General features: G+C 70.6%; 20 protein-coding genes and 1 pseudogene. 12 read left to right on the top strand and 9 right to left on the bottom strand.

The features are described from left to right. Positions 1-81: 81 nt before the first annotated feature. Complete coding sequence (locus R6U01_RS09435; RefSeq protein ID WP_410286201.1) at positions 82-1,980, bottom strand: site-2 protease family protein; 1,899 nt, start codon at positions 1,978-1,980, stop codon at positions 82-84. 136 nt (positions 1,981-2,116) lie between these two features. On the opposite strand from R6U01_RS09435, the gene R6U01_RS09430 reads away from it, so the two are divergent. Then, positions 2,117-2,359: a hypothetical protein gene (locus R6U01_RS09430; protein WP_410286200.1), complete on the top strand. Its 243-nt coding sequence runs from the start codon at positions 2,117-2,119 to the stop codon at positions 2,357-2,359. A 49-nt stretch (positions 2,360-2,408) separates the two neighbouring features. Here R6U01_RS09430 and R6U01_RS09425 read toward each other — a convergent pair whose 3' ends face one another. The 3 genes from R6U01_RS09425 to R6U01_RS09415 all read right to left on the bottom strand — a co-directional run bounded on the left by R6U01_RS09425 (position 2,409) and on the right by R6U01_RS09415 (position 5,973). Then, positions 2,409-4,070, bottom strand: coding sequence for a methyl-accepting chemotaxis protein (locus tag R6U01_RS09425; RefSeq protein ID WP_410286216.1), 1,662 nt, complete (start codon positions 4,068-4,070; stop codon positions 2,409-2,411). A 159-nt stretch (positions 4,071-4,229) separates the two neighbouring features. Then, entirely contained in the window at positions 4,230-5,213 is a 984-nt protein-coding gene (locus tag R6U01_RS09420; protein ID WP_410286199.1) for a 5,10-methylenetetrahydromethanopterin reductase, read from the bottom strand. Position 5,214: 1 nt separating this feature from the next. Continuing rightward, positions 5,215-5,973, bottom strand: a complete 759-nt coding sequence (locus tag R6U01_RS09415; protein WP_410286198.1) for a coenzyme F420-0:L-glutamate ligase — start codon at positions 5,971-5,973, stop codon at positions 5,215-5,217. Positions 5,974-6,443: 470 nt separating this feature from the next. Between R6U01_RS09415 and R6U01_RS09410 the strand changes: the two genes are divergently transcribed. After that, on the top strand, positions 6,444-6,947 hold the full coding sequence (locus R6U01_RS09410; RefSeq protein WP_410286197.1) for a DUF367 family protein: 504 nt from the start codon (positions 6,444-6,446) through the stop codon (positions 6,945-6,947). A 63-nt stretch (positions 6,948-7,010) separates the two neighbouring features. Next, positions 7,011-7,484: a redoxin domain-containing protein gene (locus R6U01_RS09405; RefSeq protein WP_410286196.1), complete on the top strand. Its 474-nt coding sequence runs from the start codon at positions 7,011-7,013 to the stop codon at positions 7,482-7,484. 53 nt (positions 7,485-7,537) lie between these two features. Here the strand turns inward: R6U01_RS09405 and R6U01_RS09400 are convergent, their stop codons facing one another. Then, positions 7,538-7,900 (bottom strand): DUF5518 domain-containing protein, encoded by a 363-nt coding sequence (locus tag R6U01_RS09400; protein ID WP_410286195.1) that lies wholly within the window; start codon positions 7,898-7,900, stop codon positions 7,538-7,540. Positions 7,901-7,988: 88 nt separating this feature from the next. Between R6U01_RS09400 and R6U01_RS09395 the strand changes: the two genes are divergently transcribed. From R6U01_RS09395 to R6U01_RS09385, 3 genes are all read left to right on the top strand, one after another. Then, the gene (locus R6U01_RS09395; RefSeq protein ID WP_410286194.1) at positions 7,989-8,966 is read left to right on the top strand and encodes a hypothetical protein; all 978 of its coding nucleotides are present in this window, start codon (positions 7,989-7,991) and stop codon (positions 8,964-8,966) included. 94 nt (positions 8,967-9,060) lie between these two features. Then, positions 9,061-9,360 carry a hypothetical protein gene (locus R6U01_RS09390; protein ID WP_410286193.1) on the top strand — a complete coding sequence of 100 codons (300 nt, stop codon included), beginning with the start codon at positions 9,061-9,063 and terminating at the stop codon, positions 9,358-9,360. Positions 9,361-9,513: 153 nt separating this feature from the next. Then, positions 9,514-9,690 (top strand): hypothetical protein, encoded by a 177-nt coding sequence (locus R6U01_RS09385; RefSeq protein ID WP_410286192.1) that lies wholly within the window; start codon positions 9,514-9,516, stop codon positions 9,688-9,690. Between the two features lie 26 nt (positions 9,691-9,716). Here the strand turns inward: R6U01_RS09385 and R6U01_RS09380 are convergent, their stop codons facing one another. After that, positions 9,717-10,784: a type II glyceraldehyde-3-phosphate dehydrogenase gene (locus R6U01_RS09380; protein WP_410286191.1), complete on the bottom strand. Its 1,068-nt coding sequence runs from the start codon at positions 10,782-10,784 to the stop codon at positions 9,717-9,719. 178 nt (positions 10,785-10,962) lie between these two features. Here R6U01_RS09380 and R6U01_RS09375 point away from each other — a divergent pair, with 178 nt between their 5' ends. Continuing rightward, on the top strand, positions 10,963-11,913 hold the full coding sequence (locus R6U01_RS09375; RefSeq protein WP_410286190.1) for an aminopeptidase: 951 nt from the start codon (positions 10,963-10,965) through the stop codon (positions 11,911-11,913). A 426-nt stretch (positions 11,914-12,339) separates the two neighbouring features. Here the strand turns inward: R6U01_RS09375 and R6U01_RS09370 are convergent, their stop codons facing one another. Continuing rightward, on the bottom strand, positions 12,340-13,260 hold the full coding sequence (locus R6U01_RS09370; RefSeq protein ID WP_410286189.1) for a hypothetical protein: 921 nt from the start codon (positions 13,258-13,260) through the stop codon (positions 12,340-12,342). Between the two features lie 130 nt (positions 13,261-13,390). Between R6U01_RS09370 and R6U01_RS09365 the strand changes: the two genes are divergently transcribed. After that, positions 13,391-14,374 (top strand): nucleoside recognition protein, encoded by a 984-nt coding sequence (locus R6U01_RS09365; protein WP_410286188.1) that lies wholly within the window; start codon positions 13,391-13,393, stop codon positions 14,372-14,374. Between the two features lie 73 nt (positions 14,375-14,447). Here the strand turns inward: R6U01_RS09365 and katG are convergent, their stop codons facing one another. Further along, the gene (gene katG / locus R6U01_RS09360) at positions 14,448-16,610 is read right to left on the bottom strand and encodes a catalase/peroxidase HPI (RefSeq protein ID WP_410286187.1); all 2,163 of its coding nucleotides are present in this window, start codon (positions 16,608-16,610) and stop codon (positions 14,448-14,450) included. A gap of 245 nt (positions 16,611-16,855) precedes the next feature. Then, positions 16,856-17,023 (bottom strand): annotated as a pseudogene (locus tag R6U01_RS09355) (cupin); the annotation flags it as partial. Between the two features lie 9 nt (positions 17,024-17,032). Between R6U01_RS09355 and R6U01_RS09350 the strand changes: the two are divergent. The 4 genes from R6U01_RS09350 (at position 17,033) to R6U01_RS09335 (ending at position 20,683) form a co-directional block, all read left to right on the top strand. Next, positions 17,033-17,338 (top strand): group I truncated hemoglobin, encoded by a 306-nt coding sequence (locus R6U01_RS09350; protein WP_410286215.1) that lies wholly within the window; start codon positions 17,033-17,035, stop codon positions 17,336-17,338. A 50-nt stretch (positions 17,339-17,388) separates the two neighbouring features. Continuing rightward, the gene (locus R6U01_RS09345) at positions 17,389-18,708 is read left to right on the top strand and encodes a phosphoribosylamine--glycine ligase (RefSeq protein WP_410286186.1); all 1,320 of its coding nucleotides are present in this window, start codon (positions 17,389-17,391) and stop codon (positions 18,706-18,708) included. A gap of 138 nt (positions 18,709-18,846) precedes the next feature. Beyond that, positions 18,847-19,401, top strand: coding sequence for a multiprotein-bridging factor 1 family protein (locus tag R6U01_RS09340; RefSeq protein WP_410286185.1), 555 nt, complete (start codon positions 18,847-18,849; stop codon positions 19,399-19,401). An 82-nt stretch (positions 19,402-19,483) separates the two neighbouring features. Continuing rightward, positions 19,484-20,683 carry an HD domain-containing protein gene (locus R6U01_RS09335; protein WP_410286184.1) on the top strand — a complete coding sequence of 400 codons (1,200 nt, stop codon included), beginning with the start codon at positions 19,484-19,486 and terminating at the stop codon, positions 20,681-20,683. Positions 20,684-20,697: the final 14 nt, after the last annotated feature.

The raw sequence follows: 20,697 nt of genomic DNA, 5'->3' as shown, positions 1-20,697 counted from the left end.
CCCGCGGAGAAACGCGTTTCCCCTCCCGCGGACGGAACGGCCGCGAGACGGCACCGGCGGCGACCGACCGTGACGTCCGCGTCAGATCAGCCCGAGCGCCGCCATGATCTGGTTCCCGAAGATCATCGCGATCAGTCCGACGAGCATGACGAGCCCGGAGGAGACGGTGATCGTGCGGACCGCGGCGTGCCGGTCGGAAAGCGGGAGCCGGCTGATAACCGCCTCGGCCACCATCCGGAGGATCCGACCGCCGTCGAGCGGGAACGCGGGCAGGCAGTTGAACAGCGCGAGCTGGATGTTGATCCAGCCGGTCCAGAAGAGCAGGTTCGCGAGCAGGAAGACCCCGCCGCCGAGCGCGCCGAGCGCGCCGTCGACCACGAAGAAGTTGGTCACCTCGCCGGTGAACCCCGCGAAGTTGAACGGGAGCCCGAAGAGGCTGCCGAGCGGCAGGATGAGCGAGACGAACACGAGACCGAGCGGCGACTCCGTCACTCCGCCGAGCGGGAGGTCGTCGCTCGCGCTCTCGCCGGCGTCGCCGCCGAGCAGTTCGAGGTACGCGCCGGCGGGGTACTCGGAGACGCCGAAGTCGTCGAGGGCGAGGCCGCTGGAACCGGGGAACACCGTGACGCCCACGAACCCGCCGTCGCGGTTCGGGTGCGGGGCCAGTTCGACGTCGTAGGTCTGTCGCTCGTCGGCGCCGTCGTACGCGATCACCTCGACGGTCGCGCCGGGCTCGCGGTCGGCGAGGACGGTCGAGAGCGCGTCCGCGTCGTGGATCCGCTCCCCGTCTATCGAGACGATCGTCAGGGGTTCACCGGGCGCCGCGCCCGCGTCGTCGAGCGGCCCGTCCTCCTGCACGTCGAGGGCGTACGCGCCGACGGGGATCTCCGCGGTGGTCGCGTTCGCGTCGCTCGCGTTCACGTCGCTCGCGTTCGCGTCGCTCGCGTTCGCGCCGCGCGTCACCGACACCGTAGCGCGCTCCGACTCGCCGACGGCGTCGTAGAACTCGCGCTCGGTCGCGACCCCCTCGCCGTTCACGGAGTCGACCCGCAACGGCTCGTCGGTGACCGTGACGTCGAGCGGGTTGCCGCCGGCCGACCCGACCGCCTGCAAGTCGCGGTCGACGTCGACGGTGCGCTCCCCGTCGCCATCGTCGGCGGTGACCGTCACCGTCTCGCCCGCGTCCGCGAGCGCGGCCTCGAACTCGGCGGCCGTCTCGACCGGGGTGCCGTCGACCTCGACGAGCCGGTCGCCCGCCGCGAGGCCGGCCGCGTCGGCCGACGACCCGGGAGTCACCTCGCCGACGGCGTAGCCCGGCGCCGGCGAGATCGCGCCGACGACGGGGCCGAAGAGCAGCGCGAACACGAGCACCGTGAGCAGCGTGTTGGCGGTGACGCCGGCCGCGAACATCCGGGCGCGGGCGCCGCGCGACGTCGCCTGCGTCGCCTCCTCGTTCGGCTCGACGAAGGCGCCGACCGGCAGTATCGTGAAGAAGACGAGCCCCATCGACTCGATGTCGATCCCCTCGACCCGACACAACAGCCCGTGTGCCCCCTCGTGGACGACCATCGCGATCGCGAGCCCGATCGCGATCTCGACCGCGACCGACAGCGGGAGGAAGTCGTTGACGCCGGGGATGATGAGGAAGTTCTGCGGCTGCTGAACCGTGGAGGGCTGCGCGGTGCCCAGCGCCGAGATCGCCGAAGAGAGGATCAGGAAGAAGGACCCGACCATCGCCACCAGGGCCCCGCCGAGCCCGAGGTTCGCGAGCGCACGCCAGACCCGTTTCGGGGCGGCGAGGCGGTTGAGGAAGACTCGCCCGCGGAGCGTCCGGAGAGTCAGTATCGGGCCGGAGACGCCGACCGACTCCGGGAGGACCCCGCGGTTCCGCAGCCACAGCGCGACCGCGGAGTACGCAAGGATACCGGTGAGAACCCACAGGAGCGTGTTCTCGGCGAACAGTTCCGTCAGCGCGTTCATGACCGATAGGTCCGTGTCCGTCGGGTGTAAGACGTTCGGTTACCGGAACCCTTCCGGATCGGGACCACAGCGACGGTCCGGGCGAGGATCGGCCGGGAACTCAACACCCAAGTACCCCGCGGCTCAACGGTCGAGCATGTTCGCGCTCATCGACTTCGTCGCCCGGATCCTCGGCGACGTCGGCCGCTTCGTCGACATCTTCCTGAACGACCTCATCCTCGGCGCCGGCGACCCGCTCTCGGCGCTGCTCGTCCTCGTCGGACAGGTGCTGATCGTCGCGTCCGTGGCCGCGCTCGGCTATCTCGCGGTCGGCGCGCTCCTCCAGGAGATCGGCGTGACGCTTCCGTCGCTGGGCGGTCGCGGTCGATCGGAGCAGTAGGTCGCCCCCGGCAACGGCCGGTCGTCGCCGAAGTCAGGCGTCGCCGAAGTCAGTCGTCGGTCGGGCTCGGCTGGGTCCGTGCGGCCGATCCGGGCCCGCTCGGACTCGATTCCCTGGTCTCGCCGTCCGCCGGCACCTCGAACTCGTCGAGCCGGGCGAGCAGCTCGTCCGATCGGTCGGCGAGCGCGTGCGCCCTGTCGGTCACCTCGGAGACGCTCGCGGTCTGTTCCTCCGCCGCCGCGGCGACGGTCTCGGCCTCGGTCGCGGTCTGTCCGCTCACCGCCGCGACGTCCTCGACCATGTCGACGACCTCCTGCGTCGTCCGAGCCTGGTCGTCGGTCGCCTCGCTGATCTCCCGGACCGTCTCGTCGACCGCCGTCACCTCCTCGACGACCTCCTCGAACTCCCGCAGCGTGGACTCGACGGCGCCGACGCTCCCGGACACCTGCGACTCCATCGCGTCGACCTCGGCGGCGGTGTCGGCCGACACCGACTGTATGCCGTCGATCCGGTCCGAGATCGCCGCCGCCTCCGCGCGCGTCTCCTCGGCGAGCGTCTTCACCTCGTCGGCGACGACCGCGAAGCCGTCGCCCGACCCGTCGGCTCGCGCGGCCTCGATCGACGCGTTCAGCGCGAGCAGGTTCGTCTCCTCCGCGATCCCGTCGATCACGGCCGCGATCTCGTCGATCTCGCCGATCCGATCCACGAGGTCCTCGACCGCCGTCGCCGTCTCGCTGATCCGCGAGTCGAGCGCCTCCAGTTCCGCGATGGCCTCGGCCGCCTCCTCGCGTCCGGTTCGACCGCGGTCCGCGGCGCTCCGAGCGGTCGCCGCCGCGTCGTCCGCGGCCGCCGCGATCTCCTCGACGGTCGCCGACAGCGTGTTCATCTCCGCGGAGGCCGCCTCCAGGTCGCTCCGCTGCTCCGCGGCGCCGTCGGAGATCTCCTGGACCGAGCGCGCCACCTCCTCGCTCGCGGCGTCGACCTCGTCCATGCTGGTCCGCACGTCGTCGCTCGTCGCCGCGACGCCGTCCGTGAACGAACGGACCTCGCCGACCGTGCCGCCGAGCGTGGCGACGAGGCGGTCGTAGTTCGCGACGAGCTCGTCGTACCGGTCGTCGTCAGTGGCGAGCGACTCGGCGTCTATCGTCGCCGTGAGGTCGCCCTCTCGGGCGCGCTCGGCCGCGTCTCCGAACGCCTCGACGACCGACTCCAGCTCCGTCGTGTACGCCGCCATGTTCGCGGCCATCTCGTCGAGCGCGTCGCCGAACCGCCCCGGGACCGGCTCGTCGAGGGCGGGGTCGTCGAACTCCCGCGCCGCGAGCGCCTCGGCCTGCGCCGAGACGGTGCCGAGGTAGCGCTGGACCTCGACGAACGAGTTCACGAGGCTGCCGATCTCGTCCGGCTGATCGCTGCCGACCGGCGCCGTCTCGTCGGTCGCGTCGCGGCGGACCCCTCGAACGTCGCCGGCGGCGATCGCGTCGGCGCCGGCCTCCAGCCGTCGAAGCGGCGCGACGAAGTCGCGGCGAACGATGAGAAGGGTGTTGTAGATCGCCGCGATCGCCCCGAGAAACAGCGCTCCCGAGACGAGGTTCGCTCGCGTCCCGGAGAGCAGAAACGGCGTGCAAAAGATCCCCACGGTGACGAGGAACTGGATTCCGACGGCGGTCACGACCTTCCGCTCTATCGACTCGGACACGCCGAGCCGGTCCATCGTGCCCCAGAGGAGGGCCTCGTAGCGGCCTCGAACCCCCGGGCGTCGCTCCCGATCGGTCGACATAGGTGGACCTCCGGAAACGCGGGTTATGAACCTGCGGCCCGAGTTCTCACGGACGATTCTCGATTCCCCGACCGTGAAATCTCGCGGGTGGATTTAAAACAGGTCGTCGACGGCGTCGGCCGCGAGGTCGACCGCCGCCTCCAGGTCCGGTCCGAGCGGCGACCCGACGACGAGCCCGTCGGCGTGCTCCGCGACGGCGGCCGCGCGCTCCCTGACGGTCTCGGGCGAGCCGGCCATGCAGAACGCGTCGACCATCGCCGGCGTCACGCGGTCGAAGGCCGCGGAGAACTCGCCGGCCGAGACGCGATCGCCGATCTCGGACGCCGCGTCGGGCTCGATCCCGTGGCGCTTCAGGACGGGCGGCGCCGCGCCCGCGGTGATAAAGGCGACCGGAGGCCGGGCGGCCTCGCGCGCGGCCGCCTCGTCCTCGTCGATCGAGACGGCGGCGTACGCGATCAGGTCGAACTCGCCCCGGTGATCGGGGCGCTCCGAGAGCCCGTCGTCGACCTGCTCGCGGGCCCACGCGAGGTCTTTGGGATGCGAGCCGTTGTACAGCAGGCCGTCGGCGTGCTTCGCGGCCATCCGGCACATGTGCGGGCCCTCGCCGCCGACGTGGACCGGAATTGAGGCGCCCTGTGGCGGCTCGTAGTTGAGCCCCGCCTCGCTCGCGTCGAAGGTGCCCTCGTGGTCGACGCGCTCGCCGGCCCACAGCCGCTGTGCCGTTTTAAACGCCTCCAGCACGGAGCGGAGCCCGCGCTCGTCGGCGAGGCCGAGGTTCGCGAGCGTGGATGGGTCGCCGGGACCGAGCCCGAAGACGGCGCGCCCCTCGGAGAGCTCGTCCACGGTGGCGACTCGGGAGGCGAGCGTCACGGGGTGCGTCTCGTACGGGTTGGCGACGCCCGGCCCGATCCTGACCGAGTCCGTGGCGGTCGCGAGCTGCGAGAGGAACGCCCACGGGTCGCGGTTGTTGTAGTGACACGTCGAGTAGACGGCGTCGTAGCCGGCCTCCTCGGCGCGGACGCCGAGGTCGACGAGGCGGTGCAGGTCGTGTTCGGGGGTGAGTTCGATGCCGAGCATGTCAGGTGTCCTCGTAGCTCCAGCCGCGTAGCGCCTGTCGGACGAAGTCGCCTTCGACGGCGCGGAAGTGGTTATCTGAGCCCTCGTGGTCGCCGAACGCCCAGTCGCGGACGACGACGACCGGGGTGCCGCCAGCGCCCTCGCCGGCGACGAGGTTCGCGGCCGAGGCGAGCTCGTCGATCACGTTCTGGACGGTGACGCCCATCTCCCGGCCGTCGCGGTCGGGCTCGCCGCGCCAGTCGCGGCTCGCCGGCAGACCGGCCCAGCCGATCGCGACCCCGCGCTGCCCGTGGCGGAACGGGCGCCCGCAGGTGTCGCTGACGACCACGCGGTCGGCCGCGACTCCCTCGCGGATGCGCGCCGCGCTCTCGGAGGGGCGCTCCGGGAGCAGCAGCAGGTCGCCGTCGGGTACGTTCGACCGGTCGATCCCGGCGTTGACGCCGATGTGGCCGAAGCGCGTCGCCGTCAGGAGGAACGGGGCCTCCATGATCAGCTCCGTCGACTCCTCGATGACGGCCTGCGCGAAGCGCGGGTCCTTCTCCTCGCCGGCGATCTCCGCGAGGCGGTCGGCGACCTCGTTCGCCCGCGGCCCGGCCGGGAAGTCGGAGAGATCGAACGTCCGTCCCTCGGCTTTGGAGACGACGGTGCTGGCGACGACGATTACGTCGTCATCGCGGAGGTCGACGCGCTCGTCGATCATCGCCGCGAGGTCGTCTCCCTCCCGGATCTCTGGGAGATCCGGGACGGCGAACAGCTCCATACCAACACCTGGGTGGCGACGAGGAAAAACCCCGCCGGTACCGGGCCGGTTTGACGGTATCAGGCTGTAAGAATAGGCTAGTAGGTTCGGCACGGTTAGCGGCAAGGATCGCTTATAAATGACGGGCGGTGGCGCGTGCCGACGAGCGCCCAAAGGCGGGAGTCGCACGCGCGAGGGACGCCGCGAGCGCAGCGAGCGGCGAGGTTGGGGAGGTGTGAGGCTGCGGTTGCGGTCGGGCGGGACTCAAAGGGGCAGCCGCGCTCGGCGAACCAAGCGACGCAAGCACCGCAAGGAGCGAGCAGAGCGAGTGACTGAGGAGCGCAGCGAGCTGTGGAAGCTGAGCGCGGCTGGGGCTTTGAAGATCTTCACCGTAGAGTCACCGACAACCGCTTATAAGCGAGCAGCTGACGCTCTCGCTGTGTACCCCTCTGCTCCGCGCATCTTATAACCGAAACGGCCAATCTCGTATCGTGGACCTTCACGTCCGGTACGAGGGCGACGACGACCCCGACAAGTGCACGGCCCGGAAGCTCGCGCGGTTCGACCTCGCGGAGCTGCACCGCTCCGACCGCGCCACGCCCTACGGGGTCGTGCTCAATCCCCACGCCGAGCGCGCGCTCTCGCCGGCCGACGCCGACGCGGCCCGCGACAACGCGCTCGTCGCGCTCGACTGCTCGTGGGAGTCGGCCGGCGAGAAGCAGTTCACCTTGCCGGGCGAACACCGCGCGCTCCCGTACCTCGTCGCCGGCAACCCCGTGAACTACGGCCGGCCCATGCGGCTCACGACGGTGGAGGCGTTCGCGGCCGCGCTCGCGATCCTCGGCGAGCCCGACCACGCGGAGCGGATCCTGGCGAAGTTCACCTGGGGCGAAACGTTCCTCGACCTCAACGAGGAGCCCCTCCGGCGGTACGCCGACTGCGAGGACTCCGCCGGAGTCGTCGCCGTCCAGCAGGAGTACCTCGACCGGGGATAACCACGCACCCGAGCGACAAAAACGCGGCAAGCCTTTTGGGTGAATCGCACGTACCATCTGGCGATGGTTTCCACCGGTGACACCGCACCCGACATCTCCGCGAAGATCGGCACGAGCGACCACGAACCGTTCGAGCTCGACGACCACCTCGGCGACGGCCCCGTCGTGCTCGCCTTCTTCCCCGGCGCGTTCACGCCGCCCTGCACGAACGAGATGGTGGCGTTCCAGGAGCACGCCGACGCCTTCGAGGAGGCCGGCGCGACGGTCTTCGGGGTCAGCGCCGACTCCCCGTTCTCGCAGGGCGCGTTCCGCGAGGAACACGGGATCGAGTTCGACCTCGTGAGCGACATGGACGGCGACGCGATCCGCGAGTACGACCTCGAGATGGACATCGCCGACCTCGGCCTCTACGGCATCGCTAACCGCGCCGTCTTCGTGCTCGACGCGGACGGCGAGGTCGTCTTCGACTGGATCGCCGACGACCCGACCAACGAGCCCGACTACGAGGCGGTCCTCGAAGCGGCGCAGTCCGCCTGAACGCCGGCGGTCGCGCCGTCGGTCACTCGCCGAACGACTCTATTTATGGCCCGTCAGTCCCCGAGCACGCCGCCTATCGCGCCCGCGAGCGCCGAGTCTATCGCGAACAGGAACGTCAGGAACAGCCCGACGACGAGGACGCCCGCGCCGCCGAGCAGGCTTCCGACCGGCCCGCCGGCGAGGCCGACGAGTCCGCCGAACGCGGCGAGGAGCAGCGTGACGACGACGCCGCTCACGGAGCCGGCCAGCAGGCCGTGCCACGTCCCGAAGAGGAGGCCCCCGCCGGCGACGTAGCCGGCGACGAACCCGCCGATCAGCCCGGCGCCGACGTGTCCGATCACCGGGGCGAACGTCGCGAGCAGTCCCGCGATCAGCATCACGACGAACCCGTAGCCGACGGCGCGCCAGTCTGTCATACCCCTCAGTAGCCGGTCGCGAGGTAAGTATTCGCCGGGACGGTACGGACGTCGGGATTTAAGCCGTTCAGCCCGCTATCGCCACGACGTGCCCTCCGACTCGCCCCCCTCCGTAGAGAAGTCGGTCTCGGCAGCCGACGCCGACGCCGCGGGCGACTCGACCGCACATCCGGGATCGCCGGCCATCGTCGAGTGGGGGCCGGTCCGCTTCGACCGCCTGCGTTCGGTGGCGCTCGGCGCGAGCGTGACCGCGGGCGGACTCGTCGTCGCAGTACTGGCGGTCGCCGCGCTCGGGATCGGCGCCTCGCTGCTCGGGGGTAGCGGGCCGCCGTCGTCGACGTGGGCGGCGCTCGTCGTCCTCTTCGTGGGTGGACCGGTATCGCTGCTGTACTGGCTCGTAGCGTACGACCGGACCTCCCCGGAGCGTCGCCGGGAGCTCTTATCGCAGTTCGGAGACTACTCGTTCGATCCCTCGCGGTTCCGTCCCCGTTGGACCCTGGTCGGGGCGGGAGCCGTGCTCGCTCTCGTCTTCGCGACGACCGGGACCGGTCCGCTCCCGGCCACGCCGTCGCTGTTTCCGGGACTCGTGCCGTTGTTCTTCGCGCTTCTCGCGTTCACGCCGGCCCTCGCGGCCTCGCGGGGGACCGACGTGCGACTCGACCCGGGCGCGCTGAGCGTGGAGCGGACGTACCGGAGCCACGACCGGACGCGTGCCGACGACCTCGGTGCCGTGGTCCGGACGCGCCGGATCGACCTCCCGTGGACGACCGTCTTCCTGCTCGCGTATCGCGGGAACGCGTGGTACCGGTCGACCCCGTGGCTCTTCGCGCCGAGCGACCGCGCCGACGCGGTCGAGGCCGCGCTCGCAGACGCGCTCGCGCGGAGCGACGGGCCGTCGCGCGCGAGCGTTCCGGAACGGGCGATCCTCGCGCTGGTCGGCTCGTTCTCGCTCGTCGCCGGCGGCGTGATGACGGTCGCCGCCGGCGGGGGAACGGCGGGAGTCGTCTTGGCGCTTTTGACGGCGCCGTTCAGCCTCCTCTTTTTAGCCCTCGCCGCCCGGCTGTGACAGCCGCCCGGGGCGCGGCCTCGTCCCGTCGTCGACACCGGACGTGACACCCCCTACCACGCGACTCATATAGTCGGCTCCCCTAGCGTCTAGTATGGACAGAAAGCGTCTGGAGAACGCGCTGGCGGAAGCGTTGGGCGGTACCGAGGCCGAGCGGCGGGCGGTCGCCCGGGCGGCCTGCGACCTCGCCGACTCCGGCCGTCCCTCCGCGGACCGCGGGCACGCGCTCACCGTTCCCGGCGTGATCGGCCACCTCGAGGACGCGCCCGACGACTCCTCGGTCGTCGAGCGCTGGAACTGGTGGCTCGGCGCACTCGACGCCGCTTACGGCGGCTACGACTACTTCACCGTGCGGTTCGTCGAGGGCGACGAAGAGGCGGGGCTCCGTCGGTAGCTCGGCGAATCGCTCGCGCTCGGCGAATCGCTCGCGAGCCGATCGAGGCGACATCGGAGACGAGATCGGCGTCGCTCGCGGGTGAATCCTTCACTTTCACTTTCACTCCGGGCATGGCTCACATATAGGGGCGATCCGGTGGAAGTCGGGTGTATGAGCGCGACTACCCACGACCGACCGCAGTACGCGACGCCGACGCGAGTGGACGTCACCGACTGCCGGACCGACCGGATCGCCGACCGCGTGCGCATGAACCGCGTGCGCGGCAGCGAGGTTGCGCTGGAACGCCGGGGCGGGAGGACATTCCTCGTGACGCGCCCGTCGGAGTAGAGGGTCGTCCGCCGCCCCGAAGCGAGTCAGTCGTCGGCCGTGAGCGGGCTACGCGCGTCGCCGCCGTCGGAAAACAGGCTGTCGAGGCCCATTTCCAGCGATTCGTTGGTCCGAGCGACGGATTCCGCCCGCGGCGTATCGGTCAGCAGCGCTCGTATCGCGTCGACGTTCTCCGGAACGACGTCGGCCTCCTGATGGACGTTCTGGAACAGGTACAGGTCGCGTCCCTCGACGCTTATCGACTCCTCCCAGACGCAGTTCTCCCAGACGTCGCCGCGCGGACGCCCGATGTCGCCGGCGTAGTCCTTCAGCGCGCCGGCGCCGTCGATCCCGACGCCCTCGGGGATCAGGAACACGCGGCTCTCGTCGCCGAGGAGGTCCCTGACCGCGGCGGCGTTCGGCTCGGCCTCGAGGGTGACGTTCACGCTGTGGGTGTGCATCGCCGTGACCGGCGCCTTCAGCGCGGCCGTGTCCACGTCGACGTCCGGGAGGATCGTGTTCACGTCGGGACCGTGGTGAGACGGGACGGTGGCCGGGTCGGGCACGACGTCGTTGATGGGTCCCCGATCCGTCTCGCTCGGGTCGCCGCCGCGGCGGACCAGGGTCACGCGAGCCTTCTCGACGCCGTACGTCTCGTCGAGCGGCGCGAGGATCCGGGAGAGGCCGGTGGTGTTACAGGAGACCACGCGGAGCGAGTCGGCGCCGCGGGCGGCCTCGTAGCTCCCCCGGGCGTTGAACGAGGCGTCGGCGACCTCGGCGTCCTCGCCTCCCTGGTAGATCGCGGGGACGTCGTGAGCCTCGTAGATCGGTCGGTTGCGCTCGCCGATACCGGAGGGACAGCAATCGACGACGACGTCGACGACCTCGAGCAGGTCGGCGAGGGACCCCGTCACCCCGAGGCCGGCGGACTCGAACTCGTTGACGCGATCGTCGATCGCCGCGTAGAGGTCGTATCCCCGTCGAATCGCGGCTTCGGCGCCGTAGTTCGGGCTCGTCTTCGTCACGCCGACGAGTTCCATGTCGGACTGGGCGGCGACCGCGTCCGCGACCCGCTTGCCGATCGTGCCGTATCCGTTGACGCCCACACGTATCATGTCGTTCACTCCATTCCGTACTGGGATAATCTTTTCGAGTGATTTGAAAAGAAATTAACTACGCCGTGAGTAACCGGTCGGTAAATTCGGACGACGTCGCGATGTAACTGAGTTTCGAAAGAGAGTAAATAAAGGCCGAAAGCGAAGGACTAACGCCCGCGAGCACCGATCTACGCTCATGTCACCGGACCTCTCCGAGGCGGCCGCGACCGCCGTGAACCAGTGTCTGAACGTCGCGCCCGACGAGTCCGTCGTCGTCGTCACCGACGACGACCGCGAGCGGATCGGCGAGGCGCTGTACGAGGCCGCGCGCGCGGTCACCGACAACGCCACGCTGCTCCGGTACCCGCCGGCCGAGCAGCACGGCACCGAGCCGCCCGCGCCCGTGGCGGCCGCGATGGCCGAGAGCGACGTCTTCCTCGCGCCGACGACGAAGAGCCTCAGCCACACCCGAGCTCGCGGGGCTGCCTGCGACGCCGGCGCCCGCGGCGCCACGCTCCCGGGGATCACCGAGGACGTGTTCGCCACCGGGCTCGACGCGAACTACGCCGCCATCGAGGCCGCGTGCGACGACGTGCTCGCGCAGGTCGCCGGCGCCGACGAGATCCGCGTCACCTCTCCCGCGGGCACCGACATCGCCTTCGGCATCGGCGACCGCGAGTGGCTCTCGGACACCGGGATGGTGCGCGAGCCCGGCGACTTCTCGAACCTGCCGGCCGGCGAGGTGTTCGTCGCGCCGGAGACCGCGACGGGGACGTTCGTCGTCGACGGGACGATGATGCCCCACGGGCTGCTCAAGAAGGGCCACGAGCTCGCCTTCGAGGTCGATGACGGGCTCGTCACGAGCATCGGCGACGACGCGGTCCGCGCCGACGTGGAGGCGGCCGCCGAGTCGGTCGGCGACGCCGCGTACAACCTCGCCGAGCTCGGGATCGGGACCAACGTCGGCGTCGACGAGCTGGTCGGCTCCGTCCTCTTGGACGAGAAGGCGGGCGGCACCGTGCACATCGCGATCGGCGATAACGCGGGGATCGGCGGGGAGACGGACGCCCCGATCCACCTCGACGGCATCCTCCGGAACCCCACCGTCTACGCCGACGGCGAGGAGATCGAGCTGCCGACCGCGTAGGACGGGTCAGACCCTACCGAGTGGTTCATTTATAAACGGACGAGGTGGTGGCGCGTGCCTCTGAGCGCCCGAAGGGCGCGAAGAGCACGCGCGAGGGACGCCGCGAGCGCAGCGAGCGGCGAGGCTGGGGAGGCGTGAGGACGCGGTTGCGGTGCGGTCGGGCGGGACTCAAAGGGGCAGCGGCGAGGGCGACGGCGGCCGCAGCAAGCACCGCAGCGAGCACCGCGAGCGAGGAGCGCAGCAAGGCCCCCGAGTCCTCGCGGCTGGGGCTTTGGAGGAGTTCTTCACCTCACAGACAGCGACGACGTATGAGCGAGCGGCTGGGGCTTTGGAGGTGTTCACCGCGAGGTCAACGGCGTATGGCCGAGCGGCTGGGGCTTTGGCGGCGGTCGCTGCGCGGTCAACCGTTTATAATCGATCGCCGATTCATTCAACGACCGCGAGCGCGACGCCCGCGGCGTCCCGCACGCCGACCACCTGGTGTCGCCAGCCGTCGCCGGCGTCGACGCAGAGCGTGCCGGCCGCGGTGACGGCGACGGAGAGACCGGGGCCGTAGCCGAGCGCGACCGCCTCCTCGTCGACCGGGAGGTCGGTCGGCCGCCACGTCCCGTCGTCCCACGCGTCGGCCCCGCCCTCGCCCGCGTCGCTCGCGTGAATCCAGAGGTCGCCGTCGACGACCGCCATCGCGTGGCCGTCGCCGTCGGCCGCGACCGCCTCGGCCGCTCCTTCGAGCGCCGTCATCCAGCCGTTCCCGAGCCAGTACAGCCCCGTTCCGGTCGCCGCGAGGGGCATCCCCGCGCCGGCGACGTCGCGGGCGTCGTCGAGGCCGACCGCGGTGAGCGCGCGAGCCGTGCTCGCGCCCCCGGCCTCGGTGACCCGATACACCCCGTCCGCGGCGGCGACGAGGGGGCCGTCGACCGCGCGCGGCTGCGTCACGCTTCCGATCCGTGAGACCGCCGCCGCGGTCGGGCTTCCGTCGAGGACGTCGACCGCGACGCGGTCGATCCCGCCGTCCTCGCCGGCGACGAGGAACGCGCCGTCGTGCACGCCAGCGGCGTCTGCGGGGTCGGCCGCGACGCGGACGAACTCGGGGTCGTCGCCGACGGGAGCGACCCGGAGTCCGTCTCCCGTCGCGATCCCGACGAGGTCCGCTTTCTCGTCGCGGGGAAGCACGGCGACGTCCCGAGCCGGGGCGCGGGAGACCATGTCGAACGCGCCGACCTTGTCGGCCGACAGCGCCACCCGGACGACGCCGCTCCCGGTGGCGACGTAGGCGTCGGTGCGACCCGCCGTCCCGATGTACACGCGCTTCTCCTCGATCGAGATGTCGTCCTCCGCGGGTGCCATCGCCGAGGGGTTCGCGCGCGGGTCTCATAAGCCCCTCGCGCCGGGTGTCGTCGGAGGCGCCACCTCCGGAACCGGTCGCCGGCGCCCGCGTTTCGACGCGCATTAGGTCGGCGACCGCGTACCGCCGATCGTGCAACCGGTCGCCGTCGAACTCGTCGCCCTGCTCTCCGACGTCGTCCCGCGGCTCGCGCGGATCACGGCGTTCATCGCGGTCGGCGTCTTCGCCGCCAACGTCGCGGTCGCGTTCGGGCTGATCCGGTACGTCGCCGGGCTGGCGGGGTGGCTCACCCGGCCCGCGAACCTCCCCGACGAGGTCGGCACAGCGATCCTCACCACGGCCGCGTCGACGACCGCGGGCTACGCCACGCTCGCCGAGTACCGCGAGTCGGGGCTGCTCGACGACCGGGCGACGCTCGTGGCCGTCACGATCAACACGTTCTTCGGCTTCGTCCAGCACGTGTTCACGTTCTACATCCCCGTGTTGATCCCGATTCTGGGCGCCCGGACCGGCACCGTCTACGTCTCCGCGCGCGCCGGCATCGCCCTCGCGATCACGGTGACGGGCGTCCTCGCGGGCGGCGCCCTCCTCTCCGAGCGGAACGTCGACCGCGACGCGCTCGCGGAGGTCGACGCGAGCGGTCCCGAGGGCGACGACCGCACGAGCCGCGAGCGCGTCCGGGCCGCCGGCGCGAAGTCGTGGTCCACCCTCCGCCGGATCGTCCCGCGGCTCGCGGTCGTGTACACGCTCGTGATCGCGTTCGTCACCTACTACGACGTCGCGGCGCTGACGAGCGTCGCCGAGCCGATCACCGGGGTCCTCGGCCTGCCCGGGGCCGCCGTCCCCGTGATCGCCGTCTACACCCTCGACACGACCGCCGGAGCCGTCACGCTCGCCGGGGCCGAGGCCGGCGTGTTCACCACGCGGACCGCCGTCGCGAGCCTGCTCATCGGGGGGATCCTGTCCTTTGCCGTCTCGACCTTCCGGCGCTCGATCCCCTTCCAGTACGGGATCTGGGGCGCCGAGTTCGGCACGAAGGTCATCGCCGTCAACACCGCGCTGAAGCTGGTCTTCATCTCGGCGACCGTCGCGCTGCTCCTCGCGCCGGTGTGGTGAGATCTGCCGGTCGGACAATGAGGTCCGCCGGTCGGACAATTAAAAACGCACGTCGGAGCGACGCCGGTTCGAATTAGTCGAGGTCGAAGCGGTCGAGCCGCATCACCTTCGTCCACGCGTCGACGAAGTCCCGAACGAACTTCTCGTCGGCGTCGTCGCTCCCGTAGACTTCCGCGATGGCGCGGAGTCGGGAGTGCGAGCCGAAGACGAGGTCCAGCCGCGTGGCCTCCCACTCGACTTCACCGGTCTCGCGGTCGATCCCCTCGTACACGTCGGCGTCGTCGACGGCGTCCGCGTCGTCCTCCACGGGCACCCACTCGGTGCCCATGTCGAGCAGGTTCACGAAGAAGTCGTTCGTCAGCGCGCCGGGCGTGTCGGTGGAGACGCCGCGCTCCGTGTTCTCGTAGGTGGCGCCGAGCGCGCGCATGCCGCCGACGAGGACCGCCATCTCGCTGGCGGTCAGATCCAGCAGGTCCGCCTTATCGACCAGCAGCTCCTCCGGCCGGTGGTCGACGCCGTCGGCGACGTAGTTCCGGAAGCCGTCGACCCGCGGCTTGAGCGCCTCGAACGCGTCGGCGTCGGTCTGCTCCGGCGAGGCGTCGGCCCGTCCCGGCTCGAACGGGACCGTCACGTCGAATCCGGCGTCCGCGGCCGCCCGCTCGACGGCGGCGGCGCCGCCCAAGACGATCAGGTCGGCGAGCGAGACGCGCACGTCGTCGTCGCGCGAGGCGTTGAACTCCTCTCGAACTCCCTCGAGGGTCTTCAGGACCGTCTCGAGCTCCGCCGGCTCGTTCACGTCCCAGTTGCGCTGAGGCTCCAGTCGGACGCGCGCGCCGTTGGCGCCGCCGCGCTTGTCGCTGTCGCGGTACGTCGACGCCGAGGCCCACGCGGTCTTGACGAGCTGCCGGACCGTCAGGTCGGTGTCGAGGACGTCGGCTTTGAGCGCCGCAACCTCCTCGTCCCCGATCAGGTCGTGGTCGACCTCGGGGATCGGGTCCTGCCAGATCATCTCCTCGTCGGGAACCTCCGGACCGAGGAACCGCGACGGCGGGCCCATGTCCCGGTGGGTCAGCTTGTACCAGGCCTTCGCGAAGTTCATGCCGAACGCCATCGGGTTCTCCTGGAACCGCTCGACGATCTCGCGGTAGTCCGGGTCGCGCTTCAGGGCGACGTCCGTCGTGAGCATCATCGGGGTGACGCGCTCGTCCGCGGCGTGGGCGTCCGGAGCGCTGCCGTGGAGCGACTCGTCCGTGGGCGTCCACTGCCACGCGCCGCCGGGGCCCTCCTCGGGCTCCCACTCGTACTCCAGCAGGTTGTCGAGGTACCCCATGTCCCACTCGGTCGGCGACCCGGTCCACGGCCCCTCGATCCCGCTCGTGATCGTGTCACCGCCCTTCCCGGACCCGTGGCCGCTCTCCCAGCCGAGGCCCTGCGCCTCGATGGGGGCCGCCTCCGGCTCCGGGCCGACGTGCTCGTCGGGGTCGTCGGCACCGTGCACCTTCCCGAAGGTGTGGCCGCCGGCGATGAGCGCGGCCGTCTCCTCGTCGTTCATCGCCATGCGGTCGAACGTCTGGCGGATGTTCTTCGCCGACGCCATCGGGTCAGGCTGGCCGTCCGGCCCCTCCGGGTTCACGTAGATGAGCCCCATCACGGACGCGCCGAGCCCCGGCTCGATCCCGCCGGGCTCGTCGAAGCGCTCCTGGGCCTCCATCTCGGACTCCGGCCCCCAGTAGGCGGAGTCGTCGGGCGCGAAGGCGTCCTCGCGGCCGCCGGCGAAGCCGAACGTCTTGAACCCCATCGACTCGATGGCGACGTTCCCGGCGAGGATCATCAGGTCCGCCCACGACAGCTTCCGACCGTACTTCTGTTTGATCGGGAGGAGCAGTCGGCGCGCCTTGTCCAGGTTCGCGTTGTCGGGCCAGCTGTTGAGCGGGGCGAGCCGCTGGTACCCACCGTCCGCGCCGCCGCGGCCGTCCGCCGTCCGGTACGTCCCGGCGCTGTGCCACGCCATCCGGATGAACAGGGGCCCGTAGTGGCCGTAGTCGGCCGGCCACCAGTCCTGGGAGTCCGTCATGAGCGCTTCGAGGTCCGCCTTCACCTCGTCGAGGTCGAGCGACTGGAACGCCTCCGCGTAGTCGAAGTCGCTCTCGTAGGGACCGACGTCGCGGGCGTTCTGGTCGAGTATCTCCAAGTCCAGTTGGTTGGGCCACCACTCTTGGTTGGTCTTCTGAGACATTCGGTTACGCCGCAACCTTCCGTCACCTCGAATAAAAATGTGTTCACTTTGGAGGGATACTCCAAATAAAAATAACCTGTGTTTTTAGCTTATGAATATTTGTTTTTGTAATACGAAAATCCTGCAGCTTCGTTACGTTCGTCCGGTGGGCTATCGCCGTCGGACGGCCGGGATCCGTGGACGCGTCAGGCGCCGCCGGGGCCGCGCGAGGGGTCGCCGAGCCCTCCGGCGACGGGACGCGGCCGTCAGTCCGATTCCGGTTCCGGGTCGAACTCGCCGCGCCGGAACCCCTCCCGGACCGGCTCGTGTTCCGCGTCGGTCGGCGGCGGCGCGGTGACGAGCACGGCCTCGAGACGCTCGTCGTCGTCGGCCCGCACGCCGCGCTCGGTCCCCGCCTCGACGGCGACGCCGTCGAGGCCGTAGTGTCAGACTTCTACGACCGCGTCTTCGACGATCCGCTCCTCGAGCCGTACTTCGAGGGCGTCGACCGCGAGGCGCTGTACGCCCATCAGGTGCAGTTCGTCAGCGCCGTCGCCGGCGGCCCGGTCTCGTACGAGGGGGCCGACATGCGGGAGGCCCACGAGGGGATGGGAATCACGGCGGAGGCGTTCGGTCGCGTCGCGACGTACCTCGGCGAGGCGCTCCGGGAGAACGGCGTCGCCGAAGCGGACGTCGAGACGATCCTCGATGAGGTCGGCGCGCTCGAACCGGACGTCGTCGGCCGGTAGCGGGCGCGATCGACACCCACACTCAAGTCGTCGCCGCGTGAGGCCCTCGTATGAACGACGCTCGCTTCCTCTTCGTCTCCGCCGACGCCGCGTTGATCACCGACCTCGCGTGGCAGGTCCACCGCGAGGGCCACGACGTGAGGTACTACATCGAGGCCGAGAGCGACAGGGAGATCGGCGACGGCTTCGTGCCGAAGACCGACGACTGGCGCAGGGACGTGGAGTGGGCGGACGTCATCGTCTTCGACGACGTCTGGGTCGGCTCCGAGGTCGGGACGGGAGCCCTCGCCGAGGAGCTTCGCGAGCGGGGGAAGGCCGTCGTCGGCGGGACGCCGAACACGGACCGGCTGGAGGAGGACCGCGGGTACGCGATGGACGTCCTCGAGGCGCACGGCGTCAACACGATCGACCACCACGTCTTCCGCGACTTCGAGGAGGGGATCCGACACGTCCGAGAGAACCCCGCCGCCTATGTCATCAAGCCCCTCGGTGAGGTCCAGAACGTCAAGCGGCTGCTGTACGTCGGCAACGAGGACGACGGGAGCGACGTGGTGGACGTGCTGCGCGCGTACAAGAAGGCGTGGGGCCACCGCATGAAGGGCTTTCAGCTCCAGCGGAAGGTGGAAGGCGTCGAGATAGCCATCTGCGGGTTCTTCAATGGGAACGAGTTCATTGACCAAGTCAATTTTAATTTTGAGCACAAGAAGCTCTTCCCGGGGAACATCGGCCCCTCGACGGGCGAGATGGGGACGTCGATGTTCTGGGGCGGGCCCAACGAGCTGTTCGAGGAGACGCTCGGCAAGCTGGAAGGGTGGCTGGCCGAGGAGGGGTACGTCGGGAGCATCGACATCAACTGCATCGTGAACGAGACCGGCATCTACCCGCTGGAGTTCACCCCCCGGTTCGGGTATCCGACGATCGCGCTGCAGGAGGAGTCGATCGAGTCCGGCACCGGCCAGTTCTTCTCCGACCTCGCCCGCGGGGACGACCCCGACGTGACGGTCCACGGCGGCTACCAGATCGCCGTTCGGATCGTCCTGCCGCCGTTCCCGTTCAACGACGAGAAGACGTACGACGAGAACTCTCGGAACGCGGCCGTGGTCTTCGAGACCGATCGCCGCGAGGGGATCCACCTTGAGGACGCGAAGAACGTCGACGGACAGTGGCGGGCGGCGGGCGACAGCGGAATGCCGATCGTGGTCACCGGCAAGGGCGAGACGATGCAGGCCGCACGGGAACAGGCGTACGGCCGCATCGACGACATCGTGATGCCGAACATGTACTACCGTGACGACATCGGCGAGCGATGGACCGACGGCGACGGGGACCGCCTCCTCTCCTGGGGGTACCTCGGGCCGACCGGGGCGTGAGGAAAACACGGGGACGTGGGCCGACCGAGCCGTGAGAATAACACGGGGACGTGGGCCGACCGGGGCGTGCGGCCGTCACCGACGATCGCCGCCCGCCCCTCCACGACTTTTTAACCGTCCGGGACCACCACTCGCGGTATGGCGAAGTACTCGACGGGCGGTGGCGGCGGCGGCGACGACGGCGACGCCTGTGAGCTCTGCGGGCGGGAGACCACGAACCTCCAGCGGGCCACGGTCGCCGGCGCGAAGCTGCTGGTGTGTTCGGACTGCCGCCCCCACGACGACGCGGGCAATGCGCCTGACAGCCGGGGCGGCTCGGGATCGGGCGGCGGGGGCGGGAGTCCGGGCGGCGCCAGCGCCGAGTCGAGCGGTCCGGAGAGTCGGAAGAAGGAGCTGGCCCGGAAGCAGGCGAAGATGTACGACTCCGTGACCGGCGACTCCAAGCATTGGGAGGAGGGCGGCACGAGCTACGAGTCCGACCGGCTCCCGTACCTCGTCTCGGGGTACGGCGACGACGTGAGCGCGGCTCGGCAGGACGCCGGCCTCACCGTCGAGGAACTCGCCGACGAGCTCGGCGTCGACGAGGACGACGTGTTTGCGGTCGAGGACGGACGGGCCGCGACGGCCGGCGTCGGCGGCTCGGTCGTCCGCGCCCTAGAGGAGCGCCTCGGCGTCGAGATCGTCGACGAGTGACCTCCACGCGGCGATCTCGGTCGCCCGCCGGCCGCGGATCAGAGGCGAAACGACCAATTCGCCGGCGACCGACGACCGGACGATGAAGGCGATCAAGGACAGCGTCCACGGTCACGTTCGGCTCGGCGACGTCGCCGCCGATCTGATCGACACGCCCGCGTTTCAGCGACTGCGCCACGTCAAACAGCTGTCCACCGTCAGGCTGGTGTACCCCTCCGCGAACCACACCCGCTTCGAGCACAGCCTCGGCGTCTACCACCTCGCGCGCGCCGCCGTCGAGGGGTTCGACCTCGACGCCGACACCGCCGCCCACGTTCGCGCGGCGGCGCTCCTCCACGACGCCGGACACGGCCCCTACGGCCACCAGACCGAGGGGATCATCTGGCGCGCGACGGGGCGGGACCACGACGACATCGCGTGGCTGCTGACCGACGGCGACCGCGAGGTCTGTCAGGTCCTCGAACGCCACGGGCTCGACCCCGAACGCGTCGCGTCGCTGATCGCCGGCGAGGGCGGTCTCGGGGCGCTCGTCTCGGGCGAGCTCGACGTCGACCGCATGGACTACCTCGTGCGCGACGCCCACCACACCGGCGTCCCGTACGGGACGGTCGACACCGGTCGGCTCGTCAACGAGCTTCGGCTCGCGGGCGACGGGGCGGACCCCGAGGACGCGGAGCTCGTGCTCGCGGCGGGGAACGTCCCCACCGCGGAGAGCCTGCTGGTCGCCCGGTCGCTGATGAACGCGGTCGTCTACCGTCACCACGTCTCGCGGGTCGCCGGCGCGATGCTGGAGCGCGCCTGCGAGCGCTACCTCGACCGGAGCGACACCGACGTCGAGACGTTCCGCCGGATGGCCGACCACGACCTGCTCGTCGAGCTCCGCGAGTCCGTCCCCGAGCTCGGCCGACGCATCGAGCGCCGCGACCTCTACAAGCGGGCGGTCTGGGTTGGCCTGCGGGAGGTTCCGGCCGGGACGGTCGACGCCGGGCACGCGGAGGAGGTCGCCGCCGAGCGCGAGATCGCCGACGCCGCCGGGGTGGACCGCGAGGCGGTCGTCGTCGACGTGCCCTCGCGACCCGGACTGAAGGAGTCGGGCTCCCGCGTCGTCGTCGACGGCGTCCCGCAGCGCCTGGAGGACGCCTCCGAGCTCGTCGGCGGGCTGCGCAACGCCGAGCGCCGCCGCTGGACGCTCGGCGTCTACTGTCCGCCTGAGCACGTCGACGCGGTGGGCGAGGCCGCGCGCGACGTGCTGGGCCTCGGGAGCGTCGGTCGGCCGGCGTGAACGGCGGGGATCGA

Source organism: Halorubrum sp. (assembly GCF_046498025.1).
Lineage (GTDB): Archaea > Halobacteriota > Halobacteria > Halobacteriales > Haloferacaceae > Halorubrum.
Note: the sequence above shows the minus strand (reverse complement) of the source record. Positions and strands in the feature narration are given on the sequence as shown.